Below are 23,797 nucleotides of genomic sequence, written 5' to 3' on the forward strand. Positions count from 1 at the left end.
CCGCCGCGGCCGCTTCGCTCACGGGTTGCGCCCACGCGGGGCGACCGCATCCTGGCCCTGCGCGTCCTCCTCCTCCACGCGCTCCTTGGCGTCCTTGGCACTGCGCGTATCCACCGTCACCGTGACCGACATGCCCGGCACCAGCACCTTGCGCGCCTCGGCGCCGGCCTTGAGGCGGATCCGCACCGGCACCCGCTGCACCACCTTGGTGAAGTTGCCGGTGGCATTCTCCGGCGGCAGCAGCGCGAACTGCGACCCGGTGCCGGGCGCGATGCTCTCGACCACGCCGTCCAGTTCCACGCCGGACAGCGCATCGACCTCGATCCGCGCCGGCTGCCCCGGCCGCATCAGCCCGACCTGTGTTTCCTTGAAGTTGGCGCTCAGGTACAGCGCCTCCACCGGCACCACGCTCATCAGCCGGGTGCCGGCCGCGACGAACTGGCCGACCTGTACGGTCTTGTCGCCGATGCGGCCGGCGATGCGCGCGGTCAGGCGGGTGTCCTCCACCGCCACCTCCGCCTGCGCGGCATCGGCCTGCGCCTGCACCAGCGCGGCCCGCGCTTGGTCGAGCTGGGCGCTGGTGCCCTGCACCTGGCTCTCGGCGGCGACCACCTGGGCCTTGGCCACGTCGAACTGCGCCTGCGCGCGGTCGCGGTCGTGGAGGATGCTTTCGTAGTGTTCGTGGGTGTCGGCGCCGGACGCGGCCAGCGGCCCGAAGCGCTTGGCCTCGCCCTGGGCGAAGCGCAGGGTGGCGGCGGCCGCGGTCACCTGGGTGCGCGCCTGCAGCAGGCTGGCGCGCTGCGCCTGCAACCCGGCCTCGGCGGCGGCGATGTCGGCTTGGCGCACCGCGATGGCGGCCTGCGCCTGTTCCAGGGTGGCGCGGTAGGTGCGCGGGTCGATCTCCAGCAGCGGCTGCCCGGCGGCGACGGTCTGGTTGTCGCGCACGTACACCGCGGTCACGTAGCCGTTGACCCGCGGCGCCACCGCCACGGTGTCGGCCTGCAGATAGGCGTTGTTGGTCTCCTGCAGGTAGCGGCCGGTGGTGAGGTAGTAGATCAGCCACACCAGCAGGCCGATCACCACCAGCAGGCCGATCAGCAACAAGGTCCATTTGACCTTGGGGTTCTTCAGCGGCGATGGGGTATCGGACTTGCCGGCGTCGTCGCTGCCCGCGCCGTCCCGGCGCGCGTCATCCCGGCGCTTGCCGGCCTGGCCCTGGTCGTCATGGGCGTCGTGCGCGGCGGCCTGCCGCGGCGCCTGCGAGGAGTCTGGGTCGTGGTTGCTCAAGTCGCTGATTCCTGGGGAGAGGAAGAACGTCGCCGGGTCGGGACGGCGGGCCACCAGACGGTAGCGTACGCCGCATCGGCGCATTATTTGTACCGGTGGGTACAGGGTGTGTGAGCATCGGGTGGCAGGCCGGCTCTGGGCGTCTGCGCGATTGCGGACGGTGTGCAGGACGCCACCCGGCCGCTTGCTTCGAGCCAATGGTGTCCAGGCCTGTCATCCCGCTGGGACCCCATGTGCGGGGGGCCTTCAGCCGCGCGACGAGGCGCTATCGGGAAGGCCGGTCGCGGCTGAAGCCGCTCCTACGAGAGCGGTCTTGCGCTGCCCGATACCAGTCGGGAGCGCTTGCCGGGGCGGCACCTGCGTCCACCAACAAAAGCTGTAGGAGCGGCTTCAGCCGCGACGAGAGACGACGCGATACGTCCTAGGCAGCATCGCGTCGGGACTGAAGTCCCTCCCACTACGTGCTGGTGCTTGGCATGGCCGGTTTGGGCAAGCGCGACGCGCTGCCTGCCCACATCAACAACGCGACGTTACCGGCCCCCTGAGTCCAGCCGCTCAACGACCGGTCTTGATCTCAGTCCACAGGCGGGTATACAGCTTGTCCACCTCGGGTGGGTTGATCGAATAGGTGAACATCTTCGCGGCCACTTCCGGCGGCGGATAGATGGTCGGGTCGTTGCGGATGGCCGCGTCCACCAGCGGGGTCGCCTGCGGCACCGGGTTGGCGTAGTGGATGAAGTCGGTATTGGCCGCAGCCACCTTCGGCGTCAGCAGATAGTTGATGAACGCGTAGGCGTTTTCCGGATGCTTGGCGTCCTTGGGGATGGCCAGCATGTCGAACCACTGCGGCGCGCCTTCCTTGGGAATCGAATAGGCCACGTGCACGCCGTTCTTGGCTTCCTCGGCGCGGTCGCGCGCCTGGATGATGTCGCCGGACCAGCCCACCGCCAGGCAGGTGCTGCCGTTGGCCAGCGAGGTCACGTACTGCGAGGAGTGGAAGTTCTGCACGTACGGGCGGATGCGCTTGATCAGCGCTGCGGCCTGCTCGATCTTGGCCGGGTCGGTGCTGTGCGGATCCTCGCCCAGGTAGTGCAGCGCGATCGGGATCAGGTCCGAGGGCGTGTCCAGCAGGGTCACGCCGCAGTCCTTGAGCTTGGCCAGGTTCTCCGGCTTGAACACCAGGTCCCAGCTGTTGGCGATGTCGGTGCTGCCGAACGCGGCCTTGACCTTGTCCACGTTGTAGCCGATGCCGGTGGTGCCGACCATGTACGGCACGCCGTACTTGTTGCCCGGATCCTGCTGCGCGATGCGCTGCATGATCTGCGGATCGAGATTGGCCAGGTTCGGAATCTTGCTCTTGTCCAGCGGCAGGAACACGCCCGCCTGGATCTGCCGGCCGAAGAAGTTCAGCGTCGGCACCACCACGTCGTAGCCGCTGCCGCCGGCCAGCAGCTTGGTCTCCACCATCTCGTCGCTGTCGAAGACGTCATAGGTGACCTTGATGCCGGTCTGCTTCTCGAACTCGGGAATCGTGTTCTCGGCGATGTAGTCCGAGTAGTTGTAGACGTTGAGCACCTTCGCCTCGCCCTGCCCCGCCTTGTCCGCGTCGCTGCCGGAACCGCCGCAGCCGGCGAGCAGCGCCGTGGCCAGGGATAGAGTGAGCAGTCGCAAGGTCATGGCAGGTCTCCGCAGGTCCATGGGCAAGAGGGGGAAGGATCCGCGCCGCGTGCCGGATCCGGGGTAGACGCTCCAGACTACCCAGCGCCGGGCGATTTGCCCAGGGCCTGCGCGGTGTCCTCCAGCGCCCCCCAGGCCTTGTCGAACAATTCGTCGACCTGGGCGCGGCTGAGGATCAGCGGCGGCGACAGCAGCATCGCATCGTTGGTGGCGCGCAGGATCAGGCCACGGCGCAACGCGTTGTCGCGGCACAGCGCGCCGACCTTGCCGCGCTCAGGGAAGGAGTGCCGACGCGGCTTGTCCGGCACCAGTTCGAGCGCGCCGATCATGCCGACGATGCGTGCCTCGCCGACCAGCCGATGCTCGCCCAGCTCGGCCCAGCGCTGCGCCAGGTACGGCGCGATCTCGCTGCGCGCGCGTTCGACGATGCCCTCGTCCTGCAGCAAACGCAGATTCTCCAGCGCCACCGCCGCGCACACCGGGTGGCCGGAATAAGTGCAGCCGTGCGCCAGCTCGCCGCCCTGCTCCTTCAGCACCGTGGCCACGCGCGTGCCGAACATCGCCGCCCCGAGCGGGATGTAGCCGGAGGTGATGCCCTTGGCGATGGTCATCACGTCCGGCTGGACGCCGAAGTACTGCGACCCGAACCATTCGCCGGTGCGGCCGAAGCCGCAGATCACCTCGTCGGCGACCAGCAGCACGTCGTAGCGGCGACAGATGCGCTCGATCTCCGGCCAGTAGCTACGCGGCGGGATGTACACGCCGATCGCGCCCATGATCGGTTCGCCGATGAACGCGGCCACCCGCTCCGGCCCCAGTTCCAGGATCTTGTCCTCCAGCCTGCGCGCGGCCAGCAGGCCGTACTCCTCGGGGTCCAGGTCGCCGCCGTCGCCAAACCAGTAAGGCGGATCGATGTGGTGGATGTCGGGGATCGGCAATCCGCCCTGGCGGTGCATGCCCTTCATCCCGCCGAGGCTGGCACCGGCCATGGTGGTGCCGTGGTAGCCGTCGTGGCGGCCGATGAAGATGCTCTTCTGCGGCCGGTCCTGCACGGCCCAGAAGTGCCGCACCAGGCGCAGGATGGTGTCGTTGGCCTCGGAGCCGGAGTTGGTGAAGAAGGCATGGTCGAGGTCGCCCGGCGCCAGTTCGGCGAGCTTGGCGGCCAGGCGGATGGTGGGTTCGGTGGTGCACTGGAAGAAGCTGTTGTAGTACGCCAGTTGCTCCATCTGCCGCGCGGCGGCCTGGCCGAGTTCCTTGCGCCCGTAGCCGACGTTGACGCACCACAGGCCGGCGAAGGCATCGAGCAGTTGGTTGCCGTCGGCGTCCCAGACGTAGGCGCCGTCGCCGCGGGTGAGGATGCGGGTGCCTTTCTGCGCCAGGGCGCCGTTGTCGTTGAACGGGTGCAGGTGGTGCGCGGCATCCAGGTCCTGCAGGGCGCGCGTGTCGATCCGGTCCATGTCCACTCCAAAGTCGATACCAAGGCCGCCGCCGCGACCAAGCTCTGCTGTTGCTGTTGCTGTTGCTGTTGCTGTTGCTGTTGTTCTTGTCCTTGCTGTTGCTTCTGTCCTTGTTGTTGCTTCTGTCCTTGTTGTTGCTTTTGCCCTTGCCTTACCGGGTTCCCTTCCGAAGCGGCGGCCGTGCCGGGGAAAAACCCCGAAGGGGCGGCGCACATGGATGTGCGCCGTTCGCGGCAGGGGCAGGATGCCCCTTCCGCGAATCCCCGGCACGGACGCGGACCCGGAGCGCGTTAGCGCGGAGGGCGCGAGGCAGGGTGTACTTTCTTTTGGTTACTTTTCTTTGCACAAGCAAAGAAAAGTGACTCGCCGCCAGGCGAAAGCTTTGCTCTTGCTCTAGCTGATGCGGCGGCGACCGCTGCATCGTAGGAGCGGCTTTAGCCGCGACAGCGAGAATCTATTGTGCCTGTCGCGGCTGAAGCCGCTCCTACAGAGCTTCTCGTCCGACAGAAAAACTTGAATCAACAGCAGTAGCAACAGCAAAGGCTTTAAAGGCTTTCGCCCTTACGGGCGAGTTACTTTTCTTTGCTCGCGCAAAGAAAAGTAACCAAAAGAAAGCGCGCCCTGCCTTCGCGCCCTCCGCGCTGCGCGCTCCGGGTCCGCGTCCATCACGGGGATCCGCGGAAGGGGCATCCTGCCCCTGCCGCGGACGGCGTACATCCATGTACGCCGCCCTTCGGGTTTTTCCCCGCGATGGCCGCCGCTACGGAAGGGAACCCGGTAAGTCAAAAGCCAAAACAACGGCAACAGCAGGAGCAAGAGCAGGAGCAACAGAAGCGGCAACAGCAACAACGGCAACGGCAACGGCAACGGCAACGGCAACGCTACGACGATGTCCTGGCTGGCGCGAACCGCCGCCTACACGTTCAACAACAAGAACTCCCGCTCCCACGAACTGATCACACGGAAGAACGTCTCGTACTCCTTGCGCTTGACCGAAATGTAAGCACGCACGAAGCGCGGCCCCAGCAACTCCTGCAACGGCGCGCACCGCTCCAGTTCGTCCAGCGCCTCGCCCAGCGAACGCGGCAACTGATAGCCCATCTCCTTGCCGCTGCCCGTGGTCGGCTCGGTCGGCTCAAGCTTCTCGCGGATCCCGAGCAGGCCGCAGGCCAGCGTCGCCGCCATCGCCAGGTAGGGGTTGGCGTCGGAACCGGCGAAGCGACTCTCCACGCGCATGTTCTCGATCGTGTCGATCGGCACCCGCAGGCCGCAGGTGCGGTTGTCGAAGCCCCACAGCACATTGCTCGGCGACACCTCGCCGAACATCAGCCGGCGATAGGAATTGACGTTGGGCGCGAAGAACGCCATCGCCATCGGCACGTACTTCTGCAGGCCCGCCAGGTAATGGGCGAAGGTGCGGCTGTACTCGCCGGCACGGCGGCCGCTGAAGACGTTCTTGCCGTGCTTGTCCACCAGGCTCTGGTGGATGTGCATCGCACTGCCCGGCTCGTTCTCCATCGGCTTGGCCAGGAACGTCGCATAGACGCCGTGGCGCAAGGCCGCCTCGCGCATGGTGCGCTTGAACAGGAACACCTGGTCGGCGCGCGACAGCGCATCGTCGTGGGTGAAGTTGACTTCCAGCTGCGCCGCGCCGGATTCGTGGATCAGCGTGTCCACGTCCAGTTCCATCGCGTCGCAGTAGTCGTACATCAGGTCCAGGATCGGGTCGAACTCGTTGACCGCGTCGATCGAGTACGACTGCCGTGCCGTCTCCGGGCGCCCGGAACGGCCGGCCGGCGGCAGCAGCGGGAAGTCCGGGTCGGTGTTCTTCTGCACCAGGAAGAACTCCAGCTCCGGCGCCACCACCGGCTTGCAGCCGATCGCCGCGTAGGCCGCGAGCACGCCGCGCAGCACGTTGCGCGGCGCCAGGTCGTGCGGCTGGCCTTCCTTGGTATAGCAATCGTGGATCACCTGCGCGGTAGGATCGGCGGCCCAGGGCACCATGCGCACCGTGTCCGGGTCCGGACGCAGTTGCATGTCCGAATCCGACGGCGAGGTCAGGTCGTAATAGTCGTCCGGGTAATCGCCGGTGACGGTGGTGGCGAAGATGCCCTCGGGCAGCCGCGTGCCGTAGTCGTGCGAGAACTTGGCGGCGGGAATGATCTTGCCGCGGGCGTTGCCGGTGATGTCCGGCACCAGGCATTCGACCTCGGTGATGTGGCGTTCCTTGAGCCAACGCCGCAGCGAACTTTCCTGCTGTTCCGGCGTGTGCTTGCGCGATCGGGGTCGACTGGCCATGGGACTCAGTGCCTGCGGGTGGCCGCATAGTGGCGACAGGCGTCGCCGAAGGATTGGAAGATGCCGAGATAGAACGGGTCGTCCAGCACCCGCCACTCCGGATGCCATTGCACGCCCAGCAGGAAACCGGGGCCGATGCCGCGGAAGGCCTCGATCAATCCATCCGGCGCCAGCGCCTCGACGATCAGGTCGCCGCCGAGCCGGGCCACGCCCTGGCCGTGCAGCGAGTTGACCCGCACCCGCCCGCGGCCGGCGATCTCCTCCAGCCAGCCGCCTTCACTCAGCGTCACTTCGTGCGCCGGCGCGTACTGCGCTTCCAGCGGCGCCTGCGGATCCTCGCGGTGATCGGACAGCCCCGGCTGCGCATGCACCTTCTGATGCAGGGTGCCGCCGAGGGCAACGTTGACTTCCTGGAAGCCGCGGCAGATCGCCAGGATCGGCAGGCCCAGCGAGATCGCCTGCGGAATCAGGTCCAGCGTGTTGGCGTCGCGCGCCGGGTCGTGCAGGTTGCCGAGCCAGCTCGGCTCGTCACTGTAATGGTGCGGCTCGATGTTGCTGACCGCACCGGTCAACAGCAGGCCGTCGAGCCGCGTCAGCCAGGCGCGGGCATCGACCGGCGGCTGCAGCGACGGCAGCAGCACCGGGGTCACCCCCGCACCATCGACAGCGGCGCGCAGATACTTTTCGCCCGCAGCCAGGAACGGATGATGGCCGATGAGCTTGCGGTCGGTCGGCACGCCGACCAGGGGCGATACGGCCATGCGAAGAACTCGTGTGGCGTCATCGCAAGTTACCGCGGGCGTTTTATTTTTACAACACGACACGCAGTGGGACACGGCGCACAACGTACCGACAGACGCGATGACGGACCTGCGCGACGCCGCAATGTCCTTGCAATGCCGCAAAAGCGCAACACGACCACGGTTCCGCGCGATGGAGCGCCAGCGCGTGGGGCCCCTGCCCCTGTTGAGTATTCTTGACGCCATTGGGCTCTGCTAAGCTCGAAACACTCCCGCCGTCCGCCGCGATGATCCCGCATGCACGATGCCCCGCTGCTGCCCCCGGACGACGCCCAGACCCTGCAGCGCATCGCCGGCTGCGAGCAGATCGACCTGCTGCTGCCGGACTGCAACGGCCTGCTGCGCGGCAAGCGCATCGCCCGCGACGCGCTGGACAAGGTGTACCGCGACGGGGTGTGCCTGCCGATGTCGCTGATCGCCACCGACATCACCGGCAACACCGTCGAGGAAACCGGGCTGGGCTACGACATCGGCGACGAGGACCGGCTGTGCTTCCCGGTGCCGGGCAGCCTGCGGCCGGTGCCGTGGGCGCCGGTGCCGTCGGCGCAACTGCTGCTCACGATGCAGGACGGTGCCGGCGGTGCGCTCGACTTCGCCCCGCGCCAGGTCTTGGCGCAGGTACTGGCGCGCCTGCAGGCACGCGGGCTGACGCCGGTGATCGCGGTGGAACTGGAGTTCTACCTGTTCGACCCGCACGCCGATGCGCAAGGCCGCCCGCAGCCGCCGCTGCATGCCCACAGCGGGCTGCGCAACGACAGCACCCAGGTCTATTACATGCAGGAACTGGACGACCAGCGCGGCTTCACCGATACGGTCGCCCAGGCCTGCCGCGCGCAGGGCATTCCGGCCGACACCGCGGTCGCCGAGTACGCGCCCGGCCAGTTCGAGATCAACCTCAAGCACCGCGCCGATGCGCTGGCCGCCTGCGACGATGCGGTGCTGCTCAAGCGCGCGATCAAGGCGATCGCGCAGCAGCAAGGCCTGCTCGCCAGCTTCATGGCCAAGCCCTTCGCGGCGCAGTCCGGCAGCGGCCTGCACCTGCACGTGAGCCTGCTCGACGGCGCCGGCGACAACGTGTTCGCCTGCACCCCGCAGGCACCGGCGGCGCCCTTGCGCCACGCCATCGGCGGGCTGCAGCGCAGCGCCGAGGACTGCCTGCTGCTGTTCGCACCGCACGCCAACAGCTACCGGCGCTTCGTCGCCAATGCCTTCGTCCCGCTCAACGACAGCTGGGGTTTCAACAACCGTACCGTGGCGATGCGGGTACCGCACAGCGACCCGGCCAACACCCGCATCGAACACCGCATCGCCGGCGCTGACGCCAATCCCTACCTGGTCGCCGCGGCGGTGCTGGCCGGCATCGAACACGGCCTGGCGCAAAACATCGATCCGGGCCCGCCAACCCAGGGCAACGCCTATGCGCAATACGCCGCACGCGAACCGGACTGGCGCGGCGCGATCGCCCGTTTCCTGGACAGCGACTTCGCCGCCACCGCCTTCGGCACGCGCTTCCGCCATATCTACGGCCAGCAGAAGCGCCGCGAGCTGCTGGATTTCCAGGCGCAGGTCAGCGATGTGGACTATCGCTGGTATTTGCGCACAGTTTGAAGGCCGGGACTCGGGAATGGAGAAACGGGAATCGAAAGCAGCGAGAGCGAAAGCGACTGGAGCCCAGGACATGGTGCGCCCGGGCCACCACAGCAGTTCGCCGCCATGACCGGCGCTTCTCCCATTGCCCATTCCCAAGTCCCCATTCCCGGCGCTTCCTGGTACCTCGACAGCGCCGCGCCGTTCCCCGCGCAGGAACCGCTGCGCGGACGCGTGCGCGCCGACGTGTGCATCCTTGGCGCCGGCTATACCGGGTTGAGTGCGGCGCTGGCGCTGGCCGAGGCCGGGTATCGGGTGGTGGTGCTGGAGGCGCAGCGGGTCGGCTGGGGCGCGTCCGGGCGCAACGGTGGGCAGGCCATCGTCGGCTACGGCTGCGAGCAGCACACCCTGGAAACCTTGCTTGGCCAGGACGATGCGCGGCTGTTGTTCGACTTCTCCCGCGACGGCATGCAGTTGCTGCGTAGCCGCATCGCCCGCCACGGCATCGCCTGCGACTGGCGCGACGGCCATGCGCACGTGGCGATCAAGCCGCGCCAGGAACGTGCGCTGCGCGCCGGCATCATCGAGATGGCGCAGCGCTACGACTATCCGCTGCAATGGTGGGACCGCACGCAGTTGCAGTCGCAGCTGCGCAGTCCGCGCTACCTGGGGGCGATGTACGACGCGGCCAGCGGCCACCTGCATCCGCTGGAGTACGCGCGCGGCCTGGCGCGGGCGGCGCTGGCCGCCGGCGTGCGCATCTACGAACAGACCCCGGTCACGCAGCTGCTGCGCGGCGCGCGGCCGATCCTGCGCAGCGCGCACGGCGAGGTCGAAGGCGAGTTCGCCATCCTCGCCGGCAACGCCTGGCTGCGCGGCATCGCCCCGGAACTGGAATCGCGGATCATGCCGGTCGGCACCTACATCGGCGCCAGCGCGCCGCTGGGCGAGGCGCTGGCGCGCGAGCTGATCGGCAACGACATGGCGGTGGCCGACGTCAACTGGGCGCTGGACTACTTCCGCCTCAGCCGCGACCACCGGCTGCTGTTCGGCGGCCGTGCCAGCTATTCGTCGCTGCCGCCGCCCGGCCTGCGCGGCATGATGACCCGGCGCATGCGTCGGGTGTTCCCGCAATTGCGCCAGGTGCAGATGGAGTCGGTGTGGGGCGGCTACGTCGACATCACCCGCAACCGCGCCCCGCACTGGGGCAGGCTGACCCCGAACGTGTACTTCGCGCAGGGCTTCTCCGGCCACGGCGTGGCCGCCACCGGCCTGGCCGGCGCGGTCATCGCCGCGGCGATCGGCGGACAGGCGCAGCGGCTGGACGTGTTCGCGCGGGTTCCGCACGCGCCCTTCCCCGGCGGCCGCCTGCTGCGCACGCCGCTGCTGGTGGCGGCGATGTCCTGGTACAAGCTGCGCGACGCGCTGTGGTAGCCGCCGCCGCGCCCGCGCCACCCTCAAGTTTGCGCACGCACGGCCGCTAACCGGGGTTCCACCCCTGGATTGCCGCCCGCGAGGCATGCATGTCGCACCCGTTGTCGATCTCCCCGATCGCCCCCGACGGCAGCCCTGCACAGCAGCGCATCCTGCTGGTGGAAAACTCGCGCACCTTCACCGACCTGCTGCGCGCAGCGATCGAGCAACGGGTCGAACTGCCGGTCGTCGTGGTCTCCACCCTGGCCGAGGCCGCCGCCGCGCTGGACGACGGCGGCTCCTGGTTCCTGGCGCTGACCGGGCTGGTGCTGGCCGACGGCGACCGCGACACGGTGGTGGACTTCTTCGTCGCGCGCGGGCTGCCCACGGTGGTGGTCAGCGGGGTCTACGACGAAAGCCTGCGCAAGCGCATCCTGACCCAGCAGATCATCGATTTCGTCCTGAAGAACGCCCCGGACAGCATCGACTACCTGGCCTGGCTGGTGCAGCGGCTGGCGCGCAACCGCGCCATCACCGCGCTGGTGGTGGACGACTCTCCGTCGGCGCGCGCCTACGCCGCCTCGCTGCTGGCGATGTACGGCTACAAGGTGGTGGAGGCCGCCGACGGCGCCGCCGGGCTGCGCGCGATCGAGGCCAACCCGTCCATCCGCCTGGCGGTGGTGGACCAGGAAATGCCGGGCATGGAGGGCGTGGAGTTCACCCGCCGGCTGCGCACCCTGCGCGCACGCGACATGCTGGCGGTGATCGGCCTGTCCGGCAACAACGACCCATCGCTGGTGCCGCGCTTCCTGAAGAACGGCGCCAACGACTTCCTGCGCAAACCCTTTTCGCGCGAGGAATTCTTCTGTCGGGTCTCGCAGAACGTGGACCAGCTGGAACTGATCGGCACCCTGCAGGACCTGGCCACGCGCGACTTCCTCACCAGCCTGCCCAACCGCCGGCACTTCCTCGAGCAGAGCCAGCGGGCGCTGCCGCGATGGCTGGCACGGCAGCAGCCGGTCAGCGTGGCGATGCTCGACATCGACCATTTCAAGCACATCAACGACACCTTCGGCCACGAAGCCGGCGACGAGGCGCTGCGCGTGGTCGCCGCGACCCTGGCCGCGCATGCGCGCCCCCAGGACATGGTGGCGCGCTTCGGCGGCGAAGAGTTCTGCATGCTGGCGCCGGGCCTGGACGCCGCTGCGGCCGCCGACTACTTCGAGACCCTGCGCACGCGCATCGCCGACCTGCGGGTCGCCGTGGGCACGCAGACCCTGCACCTCACCATCAGCATCGGCGTCAGCAACAGCGGGCCGCAGCGGCAGACCCTGCATGCCCTGCTGACCGAGGCCGACAAATACCTGTACCTGGCCAAGGCCGGCGGCCGCAACCGGGTCGAATGCGCCCCGGCCGCGGAACCGGCGTTCAGCGACGCTCCCGCCGAATCGCCAGCAGCGCCAGCAAGGTCAGCAGCGCAGCCGCACTGAGGTAGTAACCTACCCACGGCAGGCCGTACTGCTCGGCCAGCCACACCGCCACATAGGGCGCCGGCGCCGCGCCAACGATGCCGGCCAGGTTGAACGCCAGCGAGGCGCCGGTGTAGCGCACGGGCACCGGATACAACTCGGCCAGCAGCGTGCCGCAGGGGCCGTAGGTCAGGCCCATGAAGAAGAAGCCCAGCGCCAGGAAGCCCAGCACCTGCCACGGCTGCCCGGCCTGGAACAGCGGCGCGAACAGCAGCCCGAACGCGATGATGGCCACGCTCGCCAGCAGCATCGCCGGGCGCGTGCCACGGCGGTCGCCGTACCAGGCAGACAGCGGAATGCCGGCGGCGAAGAACAGGATGCCGACCATCTGCAGCAGCAGGAACTGCTCGCGGCTGTAGTGCAGGGCGTTGGTGCCATAGCCCAGCGCGAACACCGTCATCAGGTAGAACAGCACGAAGGTCGCCAGCACCGCGAGCGTGCCCAGCACCGTCGCGCCGACGTGCTGCGACAGCACCGTCTGCATCGGCATGCGCACCCGCTCGTTGCGGTCCAATGCGCGCTGGAAGTCCGGCGTCTCGTGGATGCGCAGACGCACCCACAGCCCAGTGATCACCAACAGGGCGCTGGCGACGAACGGAATGCGCCAGCCCCAGCGCAGGAACTGCGCGTCGTCCAGCGCCGCGTCCAGCAACAGGAAGATCCCCGAGCACAGCAGGAAGCCCAGTGGCGCCCCCAGCTGCGGGAACATCCCGTACCAGGCGCGCTTGCCCGGCGGCGCGTTCTCGGTGGCCAGCAACACCGCCCCGCCCCACTCGCCGCCCAGGCCCAGGCCCTGGCCGAAGCGGCACAGCACCAGCAGCGCCGGTGCCCACACGCCGATCCGGTCGTAGCTGGGCAGCAGGCCGATCAGCACGGTGGACAGGCCCATGGTCAGCAGCGCCGCCACCAGCGTGGCCTTGCGCCCGACGCGGTCGCCGAAGTGGCCGAACAGCCCTGACCCCAGCGGCCGCGCGACGAAGGCCACGGCGAAGGTCGCCAGCGACTGCAACTGCGCCGCAGCGGGATCGCCCGCGGGGAAGAACAGCTTCGGGAACACCAGCACCGCAGCGGTGGCGTAGATGTAGAAATCGAAGAACTCGATGGTGGTGCCGACCAGGCTGGCCAGCAGCACGCGGCGCGGCGAGTTGACGGGCGGAACGGCAGACGCGACGGCGCTCATGGACTCGGCATTGGCGGACAACGCCTGCGATTCTGGCAGATCGCCTCGCCTTTCGCAGCGTCGTGCGGCCGTCCCATGCCGCGCTGCGCGCCTCCTCCCCTCGCACAGTGGACCGCCCGCGCACTCCCGCTTGCCGGCGATCGGCGACCACCACGACGGCCGTGGCCGCTCCAGGACACCACGCGCCGCCCGACAGCGGCGCCATCGCCGGCGCCGCCACCGAGAAGGGATGTGCCCGCGCGCACCGCGCACGAGCACCTCCGGGCACGACCGGGAAAACCCGGCAAGCGGACTATCCGCGCGACCGTGCGGCCACCGCCGCCTTCCCGGTCCCGTGGCGACCGCCGGCGACGCGGTCGCCTCGCGCCTCAGGCATCGTGCACATCCTCGACAACGCCTGGATCGCACTCCAACGGCAGGCACGGCGCCTGCTCCAGCACCTCCACGTCGTCGCCCTTGCCGACAAGGTTGCCCTGCGCATCGACCTGGTACGGCATGTCGGCTTCCACCCCTTGCTCGCCGGTGGTGACCACGAGGTTGGTGTAGCGCTCGCCATCCCAGCAGCGAAAAATAAGCGTCGAGTTCTCTCCGCCGGTGAGCGTCGACCCCAGGCTGCCGATCAGCCTGCTGCGGGCGCCGGCGGTCAGGACGCTGTTCTTGCCGGCGGTCAGCTTGCTGCGGTCGCCGGCCATCAGCGTGCTGTCGTCCCCGGCGGTGAGCCTGCTCCGGTCGCCCGCGGTGAGATGGCTGTTGCGTCCGGCCAACAGCTTGCTGCGATCGCCGGCGGTCTGGGTGCTGTCGGCGCCGGCGATCAGCTTGCTGCGGTCGCCGGCGGTCTGCACGCTGTCTGCACCGGCGATCAGGGTGCTGCGCGACCCTGCGGTCTGGGAACTGCCCTTGCCGGCAATCAACATGCTTTTGTGGCCGGCGATCTGGATGCAGTCGTGGCCGGCGATCAGCGAGCTTCCGTAGCTGGCGATCAGGTTGCTGCCGTAGCCCGCCGTCAGGAAGCTGCGCACGCCGCTGGTCAGATTGCTGCCATAGCCGGCAATCAGCGAGCTGTCCTGCCCGGCGACGCCGGTGCTGCCGTAGCCCGCCGTCAGCGAACTGCTGTGTTCGGCCATCTGGGTACTGCCATAGCCGGCGGTCAACGTGCTCTCGTAGCCGGCGGTCTGGGAACTGCCGTAGCCGGCGATCAGCGTGCTGGCGTAACCGGCGATCTCGGTACTCCCGTAGCCGGCGGTCAGCGAACTGTTCTGCTGCGCGGTCAGCGAACTGCCGTAGCCCGCAGTCAAGGTGCTCTCATAGCCGGCGGTCTGGGTACTGCCGTAGCCGGCGATCAGCGAGCTGTCGTGGCCGGCGGTCGAATTGCTGCCATAGCCCGCCGTCAGCGTACTCTTGTAGCCGGCGGTTTGCGTGCTGCCATAGCCGGCGGTCAACGAGCTGTCGTAGCCGGCCGTCGAGGTGCTGCCGTAGCCGGCGGTGAGGGAGCTGCTCTCCTGTGCGGTCTGCGTGCTGCCGTAGCCTGTGGTCAGGGTGCTGTTGTAGCCCGCGGTCTGGGTGCTGCCGTAGCCGGCGATCAGCGAGCTGTCGTGACCGGCGGTGGAGGTACTGCCATAGCCGGCGGTGAGCGTACTGTCCTCCCGCGCGGTCTGGGTACTGCCGTAGCCGGCGGTGAGGGTGCTGTCGTAGCCGGCGGTCTGGGTGCTGCCATAGCCGGCGATCAGCGAACTGTCGGCGCCGGCAGTGCCGGTGCTCCCATAACCGGCCGTGATATCGCTGCCCTGCCGCGCCGTCTGCGTGCTGCCGTACCCCGCGGTCAGCGAACTGTCGCTGCCCGCGGTCTGCGTGCTGCCATAGCCGGCGATCAGCGTGCTGTCCGCACCGGCAGTGCCGGTGCTGCCATAGCCGGCGGTGACGTCGCTGCCTTGCCGCGCCGTTTGCGTACTGCCGTACCCCGCCGTCAGCGAACTGTCGCTGCCGGCGGTCTGTGTGCTGCCATAGCCCGCGATCAGCGTGCTATCCGCGCCGGCGGTGCCGGTACTGCCATAGCCGGAGGTGACATCGCTGCCTTGCCGCGCGGTCTGGGTGCTGCCGTAACCGGCTGTCAGCGAACTGTCGCTGCCCGCGGTCTGCGTACTGCCATAGCCGGCGATCAGCGTGCTGTCCGCACCGGCAGTGCCGGTGCTGCCATAGCCGGCGGTGACATCGCTGCCTTGCCGCGCGGTCTGGGTGCTGCCGTAACCGGCTGTCAGCGAACTGTCGCTGCCCGCGGTCTGCGTACTGCCATAGCCGGCGATCAGCGTGCTGTCCGCACCGGCAGTGCCGGTGCTGCCATAGCCGGCGGTGACATCGCTGCCTTGCCGCGCCGTCTGCGTGCTGCCATAACCCGCGGTCAGCGAACTGTCGCTGCCGGCGGTCTGCGTGCTGCCATAGCCCGCGATCAACGAGCTGTCCGCACCCGCGGTACCGGTGCTGCCATAACCGGCAGTGACGTCACTGCCCTGCCGCGCCGTCTGCGTGCTGCCATAACCCGCGGTCAGCGAACTGTCGCTCCCTGCGGTTTGCGTGCTGCCATAGCCCGCGATCAACGAACTGTCCGCACCCGCAGTGCCGGTGCTGCCGTAGCCGGCGGTGACATCGCTGCCTTGCCGCGCCGTTTGCGTACTGCCATAACCCGCTGTCAACGAACTGTCGCTGCCCGCAGTCTGCGTGCTGCCGTAGCCGGCAATCAGCGAGCTGTCGTGACCTGCAGTCGAAGTGCTGCCATAGCCGGTCGTGAGCGAACTGTCCTGCTGCGCCGTCTGCGTACTACCGTAGCCGGCGGTCAGCGAGCTGTCGCTGCCTGCCGTCTGCGTGCTGCCGTAGCCGGCGATCAGCGAACTGTCCGCACCCGCGGTGCCAGTACTGCCGTAGCCGGCGGTGACGTCGCTGCCTTGCCGTGCCGTTTGCGTACTGCCGTACCCCGCCGTCAGCGAGCTGTCGCTGCCTGCGGTCTGCGTGCTGCCATAGCCCGCGATCAGCGTGCTGTCCGCACCCGCGGTGCCGGTGCTGCCATAGCCGGCGGTGACGTCGCTTCCCTGGCGTGCCGTCTGCGTACTGCCGTAGCCGGCGGTCAACGAGCTGTCGCTGCCTGCCGTCTGCGTGCTGCCATAGCCGGCGATCAACGAACTGTCCGCACCCGAGGTGCCGGTGCTGCCGTAGCCGGCGGTGACGTCGCTGCCTTGCCGTGCCGTTTGCGTACTGCCGTACCCCGCCGTCAGCGAACTGTCGCTGCCTGCCGTCTGCGTGCTGCCATAGCCCGCGATCAGCGTGCTGTCCGCACCCGCGGTGCCGGTGCTGCCATAGCCGGCGGTGACGTCGCTGCCTTGCCGTGCCGTTTGCGTACTGCCGTACCCCGCCGTCAGCGAGCTGTCGCTGCCCGCGGTCTGCGTGCTGCCGTAGCCGGCGATCAGCGTACTGTCCGCGCCCGCGGTGCCGGTGCTGCCATAGCCCGCGGTGACGTCGCTGCCCTGGCGTGCCGTCTGCGTGCTGCCATAGCCGGCCGTCAGCGAACTGTCGCTGCCCGCCGTCTGCGTGCTGCCATAGCCGGCGATCAGCGAACTGTCCGCGCCCGCGGTGCCGGTGCTGCCGTAGCCGGCGGTGACGTCGCTGCCTTGCCGCGCCGTCTGCGTGCTGCCGTACCCCGCCGTCAGCGAACTGTCGCTGCCGGCGGTCTGCGTGCTGCCATAGCCGGAGATCACGGCGCTGTCGGCACCCGTGGTCGCGGTACTGCCATAGCCGGAGGTCACGCGGCTGCCTTCCTGTGCCGTCTGGGTACTGCCGTAGCCGGCGATGAGCGTGCTCCGGTCGGCCGCGGTCTGGGTGCTGCCGTAGCCGGCAAGGATGGAACTGTCCGAGCCCGCGGTGCCGGTGCTGCCATAACCGGCGATCAGATCGCTGTGATCGCCGGCGGTCTCGGTGCTGCCGTAGCCGGCGATCAGCCGGCTTTGGTCGGAGCCGGTGAGCGTGCTGCCATAGACACCTGTCTCGGTCTTCCTGGCAAGGAGGTCGGGGCGCGACTCGACAGGAGTGGCTGCAACGACCGTGGCCACCGGTGTTGCCGGTGTCGCCACGGTCGGCGGGGTGGGCAGGGTCGGCGAGGTGCCCAGGGTCGCCGGCGCAGGCAAGGCCGCCGCGGGGCTGGCCACGTTCGTCGGCACCGTCGGCAACGCGGCCTGATCTGCCAGCGCGTAGAACCGGTAGTTGGCCGCGAGATAGTCCAGCGCCTCGCTCCGGCTCCCGACCAACAGCACCTGCGCACGCGGGAACTTGATCATCCCCTCTTCCGGCAACGGCAGCACGTCGCCGACGGCGACTTCGCAGACAACCCAGCGGGCATCGGCATGCGCACTCAGATGGGCCCCGCCGCCGCGTCCCCACGACAGACCGGTGAGGCCGTTCTCGTGCAGTGCGGACGGCTTCCAGTACTTGCATTCCACGTGACCGGACATCGGCCAGATCAAGCCACAGTGATCGGCCATGTTGTTGGCGCATGTGCGCAGCGCCAGAATCTTTTCAGTGATCATCGCATCGCCCTCATGATGGATATGGAAAATCGGATGAGTTCCCAGGACGAATCCGCGACCTGCAAACGGGAAAACACTGCTGCATCGCATCCGTTCTGGCTGCGACGGCCAGTGGACACGGCCATCGCCAAAGGCGCCTGGCGAGAGCCCTGCCCTATCTCCACGAAACGGAGGCCGGCCGCGGCCGCAATGCGAAGCCATTGCCACGAAGCATCGTTGGGCCGCAAGGCCCGATTCTCCGAGCGGACGCGTCGGTCCATTTCATGAAAACGACCGCAGCGTCGAATCCGGCATTCTCACGGATTGAGACTGGGGAAGACGTTTTCGCTCCAAATGCGCCAAAGCGCGACTGGGTCACTTACCGCGGGAAAGCATGAAACGTCCATGCCTACGCAACGAGAATTGATGATCTATTTTCGCGTGCGCCCGTTAAAGCAAAAACCGGACCTGTGCAGTTCCGGTACAACGCGCCCGCGTGCGCAAGCGCACACTGCGCTTGTTTGGATGGCGCAACGACACCGCCGCACGCACGCCGGCAGCGCATGCGCACCGATAGCGCACGCGCATTGCTGTCGATGTCGATGTCGATGTCGATGTCGATGTCGATGTCGATGTCGAAAGAGATTGTGCAGCCGGGCGCGGGCGGCACCCGCTTGCGAGGCTGCCCACGGCGCAGCGTGCACACGTCGATAGCCGCCTCGCATGGCGGGGGCGTAGCGCCTACTGCCGCAACTGCGCGCGACCGGCAGCCGTCAGTACCGCCACCTCGCGCTCGCCGGCGCGCTGCACCCGCACCCAGCCCGGCCCCGCCTGCCCGGCGAGCTCGGCGTCGCCCAGCCACGCCAAGGTACGCAGCAGTACGCTCATGCGCACATCCAGGCGCTTGCACACGCGCGCCAGCGCCATGCCCTCCGGCGCCTCGGCCAGCAAGGGCAGCAGGCGTGCGGTCAACGCCGGATCAGCGGACAAGCGCGACTCCGATGTCGCGCGGGGCGGCCGCGGCGGCCTCGGCCAGGTGCGCGGTGACCACCACCGGAATCGACTTGGAGGTGGGCGTGCGCGCCTCGTCGGCGAAGCTGGACAAGGGCACCAGCGCATTGGTCTCGGGGTAGTAGGCCGCCAGGCAGCCGCGCGGGATGTTGTAGGCGACCAGCATGAAACGCTTGGCCTGGCGCGGCACACCGTCCTCGCACAGGCTGTGCAGATCCACCCAGTCGCCTGCCTGCATGCCCAGGTCGGCGATGTCGGCGACGTTGATGAACAGCACCCGGCGCTCGCCGAACACACCGCGGTAGCGGTCGTCCAGGCCGTAGATGGTGGTGTTGTACTGGTCGTGCGAGCGCGTGGTGGCCAGCGTGAACACCAGTTGCCCCGGATGCTGGCGGCGCGCGCGGTGGATGGGGTTGTCGGTCGGCACCGCATGCGGCTTGAACACCGCACGGCCCTCCGGCGTGTCCCACACGCGGTCGCGTGCGCCATTGGACAGGCGGAAGCCGCCCGGCACCCGCACCCGCGTGTTGAAGTCGGCGAAGTCGTCGAACATCTGTGCGATCAGGTCGCGGATGCGGTCGTAGTCGGCCACCAGCCAGCGCCAGCGCACCGTGCTGCGCGCGCCGAGCGTGGCCTCGGCCAGGCCCGCCACGATCGCCGGCTCGGACAGCAGCTGCGGCGAGGCCGGCGGATTGATGCCGCCGGACAGGTGCACCATGCTCATCGAATCCTCGACGCTGACGTGCTGCGGCCCGCCTTCCTGGATGTCGATCTCGGTGCGGCCCAGGCACGGCAGGATCAGCGCGTCGCGGCCATGCACCAGATGGCTGCGGTTGAGCTTGGTGGTGACGTGCACGGTGAGGTCGCAGCGGCGCAATGCGCGATGGGTGGCCTCGGTATCGGGGGTGGCGGTGGCGAAATTGCCGCCCATGGCGAAGAACACCTTGGCGCGGCCGTCGGCCATCGCCTCGATCGCGCCGACCGTGTCGTAGCCGGGCGCGCGCGGCGGGGCGAAGCCGAACACCTTCTGCAGCCGGTCCAGGAACGCCTGGGGCGGCTGCTCGTAGATCATCATGGTGCGGTCGCCCTGCACGTTGCTGTGCCCACGCACCGGACACAGCCCGGCGCCGGGCCGGCCGAGGTGGCCGCGCAGCAACAGCAGGTTGGCGATCATCTGGATGGTCGCCACCGAATGCTTGTGCTGGGTGATGCCCATGCCCCAGCAGGCGATCAGCCGCTCGGCCTTGAGGTAGATCTCCCCAGCCTGGCGCAATGCGGCCTCGCTGAGCCCGGATTCCTCGACGATGGTGTCCCACGGCTCGGCCGCGACCTCGGCGGCGAAGGCCTCGAAGCCGGCGGTGTGGCGGTCGATGAACTGCAGGTCCAGCAACCGCGGCTGCCCGCTGCGCGCCGCCTCGGCGTCGCGCTCCAGCACGTGCTTGATGATGCCCTTGACCGCGGCCAGGTCGCCGCCGATCTTCAACTGGAAGTAATCCGAGGAGATGCGGGTGGAGCCGTTGTGCAGCATCTCCAGCTTGTCCTGCGGATCGGCGAACTTCTCCAGGCCGCGTTCGCGCAGCGGGTTGAACGAGACGATCGCCGCGCCCCGCTTGGCCGCCTGGCGCAGTTCGCCGAGCATGCGCGGATGGTTGGTGCCGGGATTCTGGCCGAAGATGAAGATCGCATCGGCCAGTTCGAAATCCTGCAGCGAGACCGTGCCCTTGCCGACCCCGATCTGCGCCTTGAGCGCAGTGCCGGACGGCTCGTGGCACATGTTGGAGCAGTCCGGGAAGTTGTTGGTGCCGAACTCGCGCACGAACAACTGATACAAAAACGCCGCCTCGTTGCTGGTGCGGCCGGAGGTGTAGAAGATCGCCTCGTCCGGCGAGGCCAGGCCATTGAGATGCCGGGCGATCAGCGCGAACGCCGCGTCCCAGTCGATCGGCACGTAATGGTCGGTGTCGGCGTCGTAGCGCAGCGGCTGGGTCAGTCGGCCCTGCCCTTCCAGCCAGTAGTCGCTGTAGCGGGCCAGTTGCGCGACGCTGTGCTGGGCAAACAGTTCCGGCGTGGCGCGGCGCGCGGTGGATTCGGCGGCCACCGCCTTGGCGCCGTTTTCGCAGAACTCGAAGGTCGAGGTGTGGTCGCGGTCGGGCCAGGCGCAGCCGGGACAGTCGAAGCCGTCGGGCTGGTTGGCGTGCAGCAGGGTCTTGGCGCCCTGCACCGCCACGTCCTGCTCCATCAGGTGCTTGGCCACGGCACGCAGCGCGCCCCAACCGCCGGCCGGTTGCGTGTACGGCTGGATGGTCTTCTTGCTCATGCGGGCTCTCCGGCGGGTTCGGTCTGCGCTAGGCGCTGCGGATGGCTGTAGACGACGTAATCGTGATCGCGGGCGAAGCCGATCAGGGTGAGGCCGGCGCTGTCGGCGAGCGCGACGGCCAGCGCGGTGGGCGCGGAAATCGCGGCCAGCAGCGGGATGCCGGCCTGCGTGGCCTTCATGACCATCTCGTAGCTGGCGCGGCTGGTGACCACGGCGAAGCCGGCGCCAGGATCGAGGCCGGCGCCGACCAGCGCGCCGATCAACTTGTCCAATGCGTTGTGGCGGCCGACGTCTTCGCGGATCAGCTGCAGTGCCCCCTGCGCATCGGCCCAGGCCGCGGCGTGGGTGGCGCCGGTCAACGCGTTGAGCGTCTGCTGCGCGCGCAAGGCGCGCAAGGCACGGGCCAGCGCCGCAGCGGCGATCGGTGCGCCGGCCGGCACCGGCCGGGGCGCGCGCAGCACCGCCTCCAGCGACGCGCTGCCGCACACCCCGCAGCCGCTGCGCCCATCGAGGTTGCGGCGCCGGGCCTGCAACGCGGTGGCCTGTTCCGGCGGGATGCGCAGGCGCAGCGACACACCTTCCAGGTAGGTCTCCACGGCCTCGATGCGTAGCTGGTCCGGTGTTGCCACGATGCCTTCGCTGAGCGAGAAGCCCAGTGCGAAATCCTCCAGGTCTTCCGGCGTGGCCATCATCACCACGAACGGCGTGTCGTTGTAGGCAAACGCCACCGGCACCTCGGCCGCCACCAGGTCCTGGGCGACGGCCGTGCGCCCGTCGCGGTGGCGGCGCACGCCGCGCGCGACCGCACCTGGCCTGGATGACGCACCCGAAGACATCGCAACCCTCCCGACTCAGTGGAACAGCACGAACGCTTTCTGCAGGGTGACCCAGATGCCCCACAGCATCGGCAGCCCGACCGCCAGCCAGGCCAGCACCAGCAGCACCGGGTTGCCGCCGCAGCCCACCAGCGCCAGCTGCGCCGCATCCGGCGCCGCCTGGGCGTTGCTGCCGACCCGCTCGTGGGCCAGTTGCTTCTCCGCGGCCAGCTCCTGCGGGGTCATGAAGTGCCTAGCCGCCACCGGCCGAACCAGCAGGTTGCAGATCAGGCCCAGCACCAGCATCCCGGCCAGGATGTACATGGTCGTGTTGTACACCTGTGAGGGCGGCACCCCCATGCCCAACTGGTACTCGCGCATGTAGCCGACCACCACCGGGCCAAGGATGCCGGCGGTGGCCCAGGCGGTCAGCAGGCGGCCGTGGATGGCGCCGACCATCTGCGTGCCGAACAGGTCGGCCAGGTAGGCCGGGATGGTGGCAAAGCCGCCGCCGTACATCGATACGATCACGCAGAAGATGCCGACGAACAGCGCGCTGCCGCCGACCTTGCCGGCCCACGGCGCGGCCGCGTACAGGACGATGCCGAGCACGAAGAACAGCGAGTAGGTGTGCTTGCGCCCAAGCTTGTCGGACATGCTGGCCCAGAAGAAGCGCCCGCCGATGTTGAACAGGCTGAGCAGGCCGGTGAAGCCGGCGGCGATGGCGGCAATGGCGGCCAGTTGCGTGGGATCAAGGCTGGCGAAGCCGGCATCCACGCCGATCAGGCGGCCGCCGAACACTTCCTGCAGCATCGGCGAGGCCATGCCGATCACGCCGATGCCGGCCGACACGTTCAGGCACAGCACGCCCCACAGCAGCCAGAACTGCGGGATGCCCCAGACCTTGCGCACGTGCACGTGGTGGGCGGTGATCATCGCATTGGCGCTGGCCGCCGGCGCGGTCCAACCGGCCGGGGTCCAGCCGCTGGGCGGCACCCGGTAGCCGAACGCGCCGGCCATCATGAACACGAAGTACAGCCCGGCCATCACCAGGAAGGTTTCCTTCACGCCCACCGAGTCGGGGCCGGCGAAATGCCGCATCAGCGCATCGGCCAACGGGCTGCCGATCATCGCGCCGCCGCCGAAGCCCATGATCGCCATGCCGGTGGCCATGCCGCGGCGGTCCGGGAACCACTTGATCAGCGTCGACACCGGCGAGATGTAGCCCAGCCCCAGGCCGATGCCGCCGATCACGCCCGAGCCCAACCACAGCAGCCAGATCTGGTGCAGGTGGATGCCCAGCGCCGAGATCACCAGCCCGCCGCACCAGCACAGCGCCGCGACCACGCCGGCCTTGCGCGGGCCGGCGCGCTCCAGCCAGCCGCCCCACAGCGCCGCCGAGCAACCCAGCAACACGAAGAACAGCGTGTACATCCACTGCAGTTCGCTGATCTTCCAGTCGCAACTGGACGAGACGATGCGCGCCAGGAAGCCCATGTCGGGTGGACAGGCCACCGCCTCGGTGATGCCCAGCGCCTTGGACAACGGCAGCCAGAACACGCTGAAACCGTAGGCCATGCCGATGCACAGATGGATTGCCAAGGCCGCAGGCGGCACCAGCCAGCGGTTGAAGCCGGGCCCGGCGACGATGCGTTCCTTCGAAAGCAGGCCGGGGCGATCGGTCGGCGCGGAAGCGGCAACGCGGTGCGAGTCGTTCATGCGGTGTCCCCTCGGAGGCGTCGGCGCCCTGGGTGCGGATGACGCGCCTGCGGCGTCTCCACGATGCCGCCTGCCGAACGGTCTGCCGACGCGCGACCGCATGCGCCGAGCGTAGTACAAAACACGCGGTGGCGCCGCGCCGTCCATCGCAAGCGCGCCG

General features: G+C 68.7%; 15 protein-coding genes. 3 read left to right on the forward strand and 12 right to left on the reverse strand.

Annotated features, from left to right (window positions below; all coding sequences use genetic code 11):
- Nucleotides 1-18 precede the first annotated feature (18 nt).
- The 5 genes from Q7W82_RS15770 to Q7W82_RS15790 form a co-directional block, all read right to left on the reverse strand.
- A complete protein-coding gene (locus tag Q7W82_RS15770; protein ID WP_242160844.1) occupies nt 19-1,287 on the reverse strand; it encodes an HlyD family secretion protein in 1,269 nt (422 codons plus the stop codon).
- Nucleotides 1,288-1,842: 555 nt separating this feature from the next.
- Complete coding sequence (locus Q7W82_RS15775; protein WP_242160845.1) at nt 1,843-2,964, reverse strand: polyamine ABC transporter substrate-binding protein; 1,122 nt, start codon at nt 2,962-2,964, stop codon at nt 1,843-1,845.
- A gap of 77 nt (nt 2,965-3,041) precedes the next feature.
- Entirely contained in the window at nt 3,042-4,421 is a 1,380-nt protein-coding gene (locus tag Q7W82_RS15780; RefSeq protein WP_242160846.1) for an aspartate aminotransferase family protein, read from the reverse strand.
- A 915-nt stretch (nt 4,422-5,336) separates the two neighbouring features.
- Complete coding sequence (locus tag Q7W82_RS15785; protein ID WP_160945883.1) at nt 5,337-6,719, reverse strand: glutamine synthetase family protein; 1,383 nt, start codon at nt 6,717-6,719, stop codon at nt 5,337-5,339.
- 5 nt (nt 6,720-6,724) lie between these two features.
- Nucleotides 6,725-7,480: a gamma-glutamyl-gamma-aminobutyrate hydrolase family protein gene (locus Q7W82_RS15790; RefSeq protein ID WP_160945882.1), complete on the reverse strand. Its 756-nt coding sequence runs from the start codon at nt 7,478-7,480 to the stop codon at nt 6,725-6,727.
- 276 nt (nt 7,481-7,756) lie between these two features.
- Here Q7W82_RS15790 and Q7W82_RS15795 point away from each other — a divergent pair, with 276 nt between their 5' ends.
- The 3 genes from Q7W82_RS15795 (at nt 7,757) to Q7W82_RS15805 (ending at nt 12,009) form a co-directional block, all read left to right on the forward strand.
- Nucleotides 7,757-9,127: a glutamine synthetase family protein gene (locus Q7W82_RS15795; protein WP_242160847.1), complete on the forward strand. Its 1,371-nt coding sequence runs from the start codon at nt 7,757-7,759 to the stop codon at nt 9,125-9,127.
- A gap of 105 nt (nt 9,128-9,232) precedes the next feature.
- Nucleotides 9,233-10,540, forward strand: coding sequence for an FAD-binding oxidoreductase (locus Q7W82_RS15800; protein WP_242160848.1), 1,308 nt, complete (start codon nt 9,233-9,235; stop codon nt 10,538-10,540).
- Nucleotides 10,541-10,629: 89 nt separating this feature from the next.
- Nucleotides 10,630-12,009 (forward strand): diguanylate cyclase, encoded by a 1,380-nt coding sequence (locus Q7W82_RS15805; RefSeq protein ID WP_242160849.1) that lies wholly within the window; start codon nt 10,630-10,632, stop codon nt 12,007-12,009.
- Here Q7W82_RS15805 and Q7W82_RS15810 read toward each other — a convergent pair.
- The 7 genes from Q7W82_RS15810 to Q7W82_RS15840 all read right to left on the reverse strand — a co-directional run bounded on the left by Q7W82_RS15810 (nt 11,948) and on the right by Q7W82_RS15840 (nt 23,637).
- Nucleotides 11,948-13,228 (reverse strand): MFS transporter, encoded by a 1,281-nt coding sequence (locus tag Q7W82_RS15810; protein ID WP_242160850.1) that lies wholly within the window; start codon nt 13,226-13,228, stop codon nt 11,948-11,950. The genes Q7W82_RS15805 and Q7W82_RS15810 overlap by 62 nt on opposite strands.
- A gap of 368 nt (nt 13,229-13,596) precedes the next feature.
- A complete protein-coding gene (locus Q7W82_RS15815; protein ID WP_353949492.1) occupies nt 13,597-17,796 on the reverse strand; it encodes an Ice nucleation protein in 4,200 nt (1,399 codons plus the stop codon).
- 388 nt (nt 17,797-18,184) lie between these two features.
- The gene (locus Q7W82_RS15820) at nt 18,185-18,481 is read right to left on the reverse strand and encodes a hypothetical protein (RefSeq protein ID WP_242159281.1); all 297 of its coding nucleotides are present in this window, start codon (nt 18,479-18,481) and stop codon (nt 18,185-18,187) included.
- Nucleotides 18,482-18,516: 35 nt separating this feature from the next.
- Nucleotides 18,517-18,765, reverse strand: coding sequence for a hypothetical protein (locus Q7W82_RS15825; RefSeq protein WP_242159282.1), 249 nt, complete (start codon nt 18,763-18,765; stop codon nt 18,517-18,519).
- Nucleotides 18,755-21,103, reverse strand: a complete 2,349-nt coding sequence (locus Q7W82_RS15830; protein ID WP_242159283.1) for an FdhF/YdeP family oxidoreductase — start codon at nt 21,101-21,103, stop codon at nt 18,755-18,757. The genes Q7W82_RS15825 and Q7W82_RS15830 overlap by 11 nt, the downstream gene beginning before the upstream one ends.
- Nucleotides 21,100-21,939: a formate dehydrogenase accessory sulfurtransferase FdhD gene (fdhD, locus tag Q7W82_RS15835; RefSeq protein ID WP_242159284.1), complete on the reverse strand. Its 840-nt coding sequence runs from the start codon at nt 21,937-21,939 to the stop codon at nt 21,100-21,102. Before fdhD ends, Q7W82_RS15830 begins: the two co-directional genes overlap by 4 nt.
- Before the next feature lie 15 nt (nt 21,940-21,954).
- Nucleotides 21,955-23,637: an OFA family MFS transporter gene (locus Q7W82_RS15840; RefSeq protein WP_242159285.1), complete on the reverse strand. Its 1,683-nt coding sequence runs from the start codon at nt 23,635-23,637 to the stop codon at nt 21,955-21,957.
- Nucleotides 23,638-23,797: the final 160 nt, after the last annotated feature.

Source organism: Xanthomonas indica (assembly GCF_040529045.1).
In the GTDB taxonomy this organism is placed as follows: domain Bacteria; phylum Pseudomonadota; class Gammaproteobacteria; order Xanthomonadales; family Xanthomonadaceae; genus Xanthomonas_A; species Xanthomonas_A indica.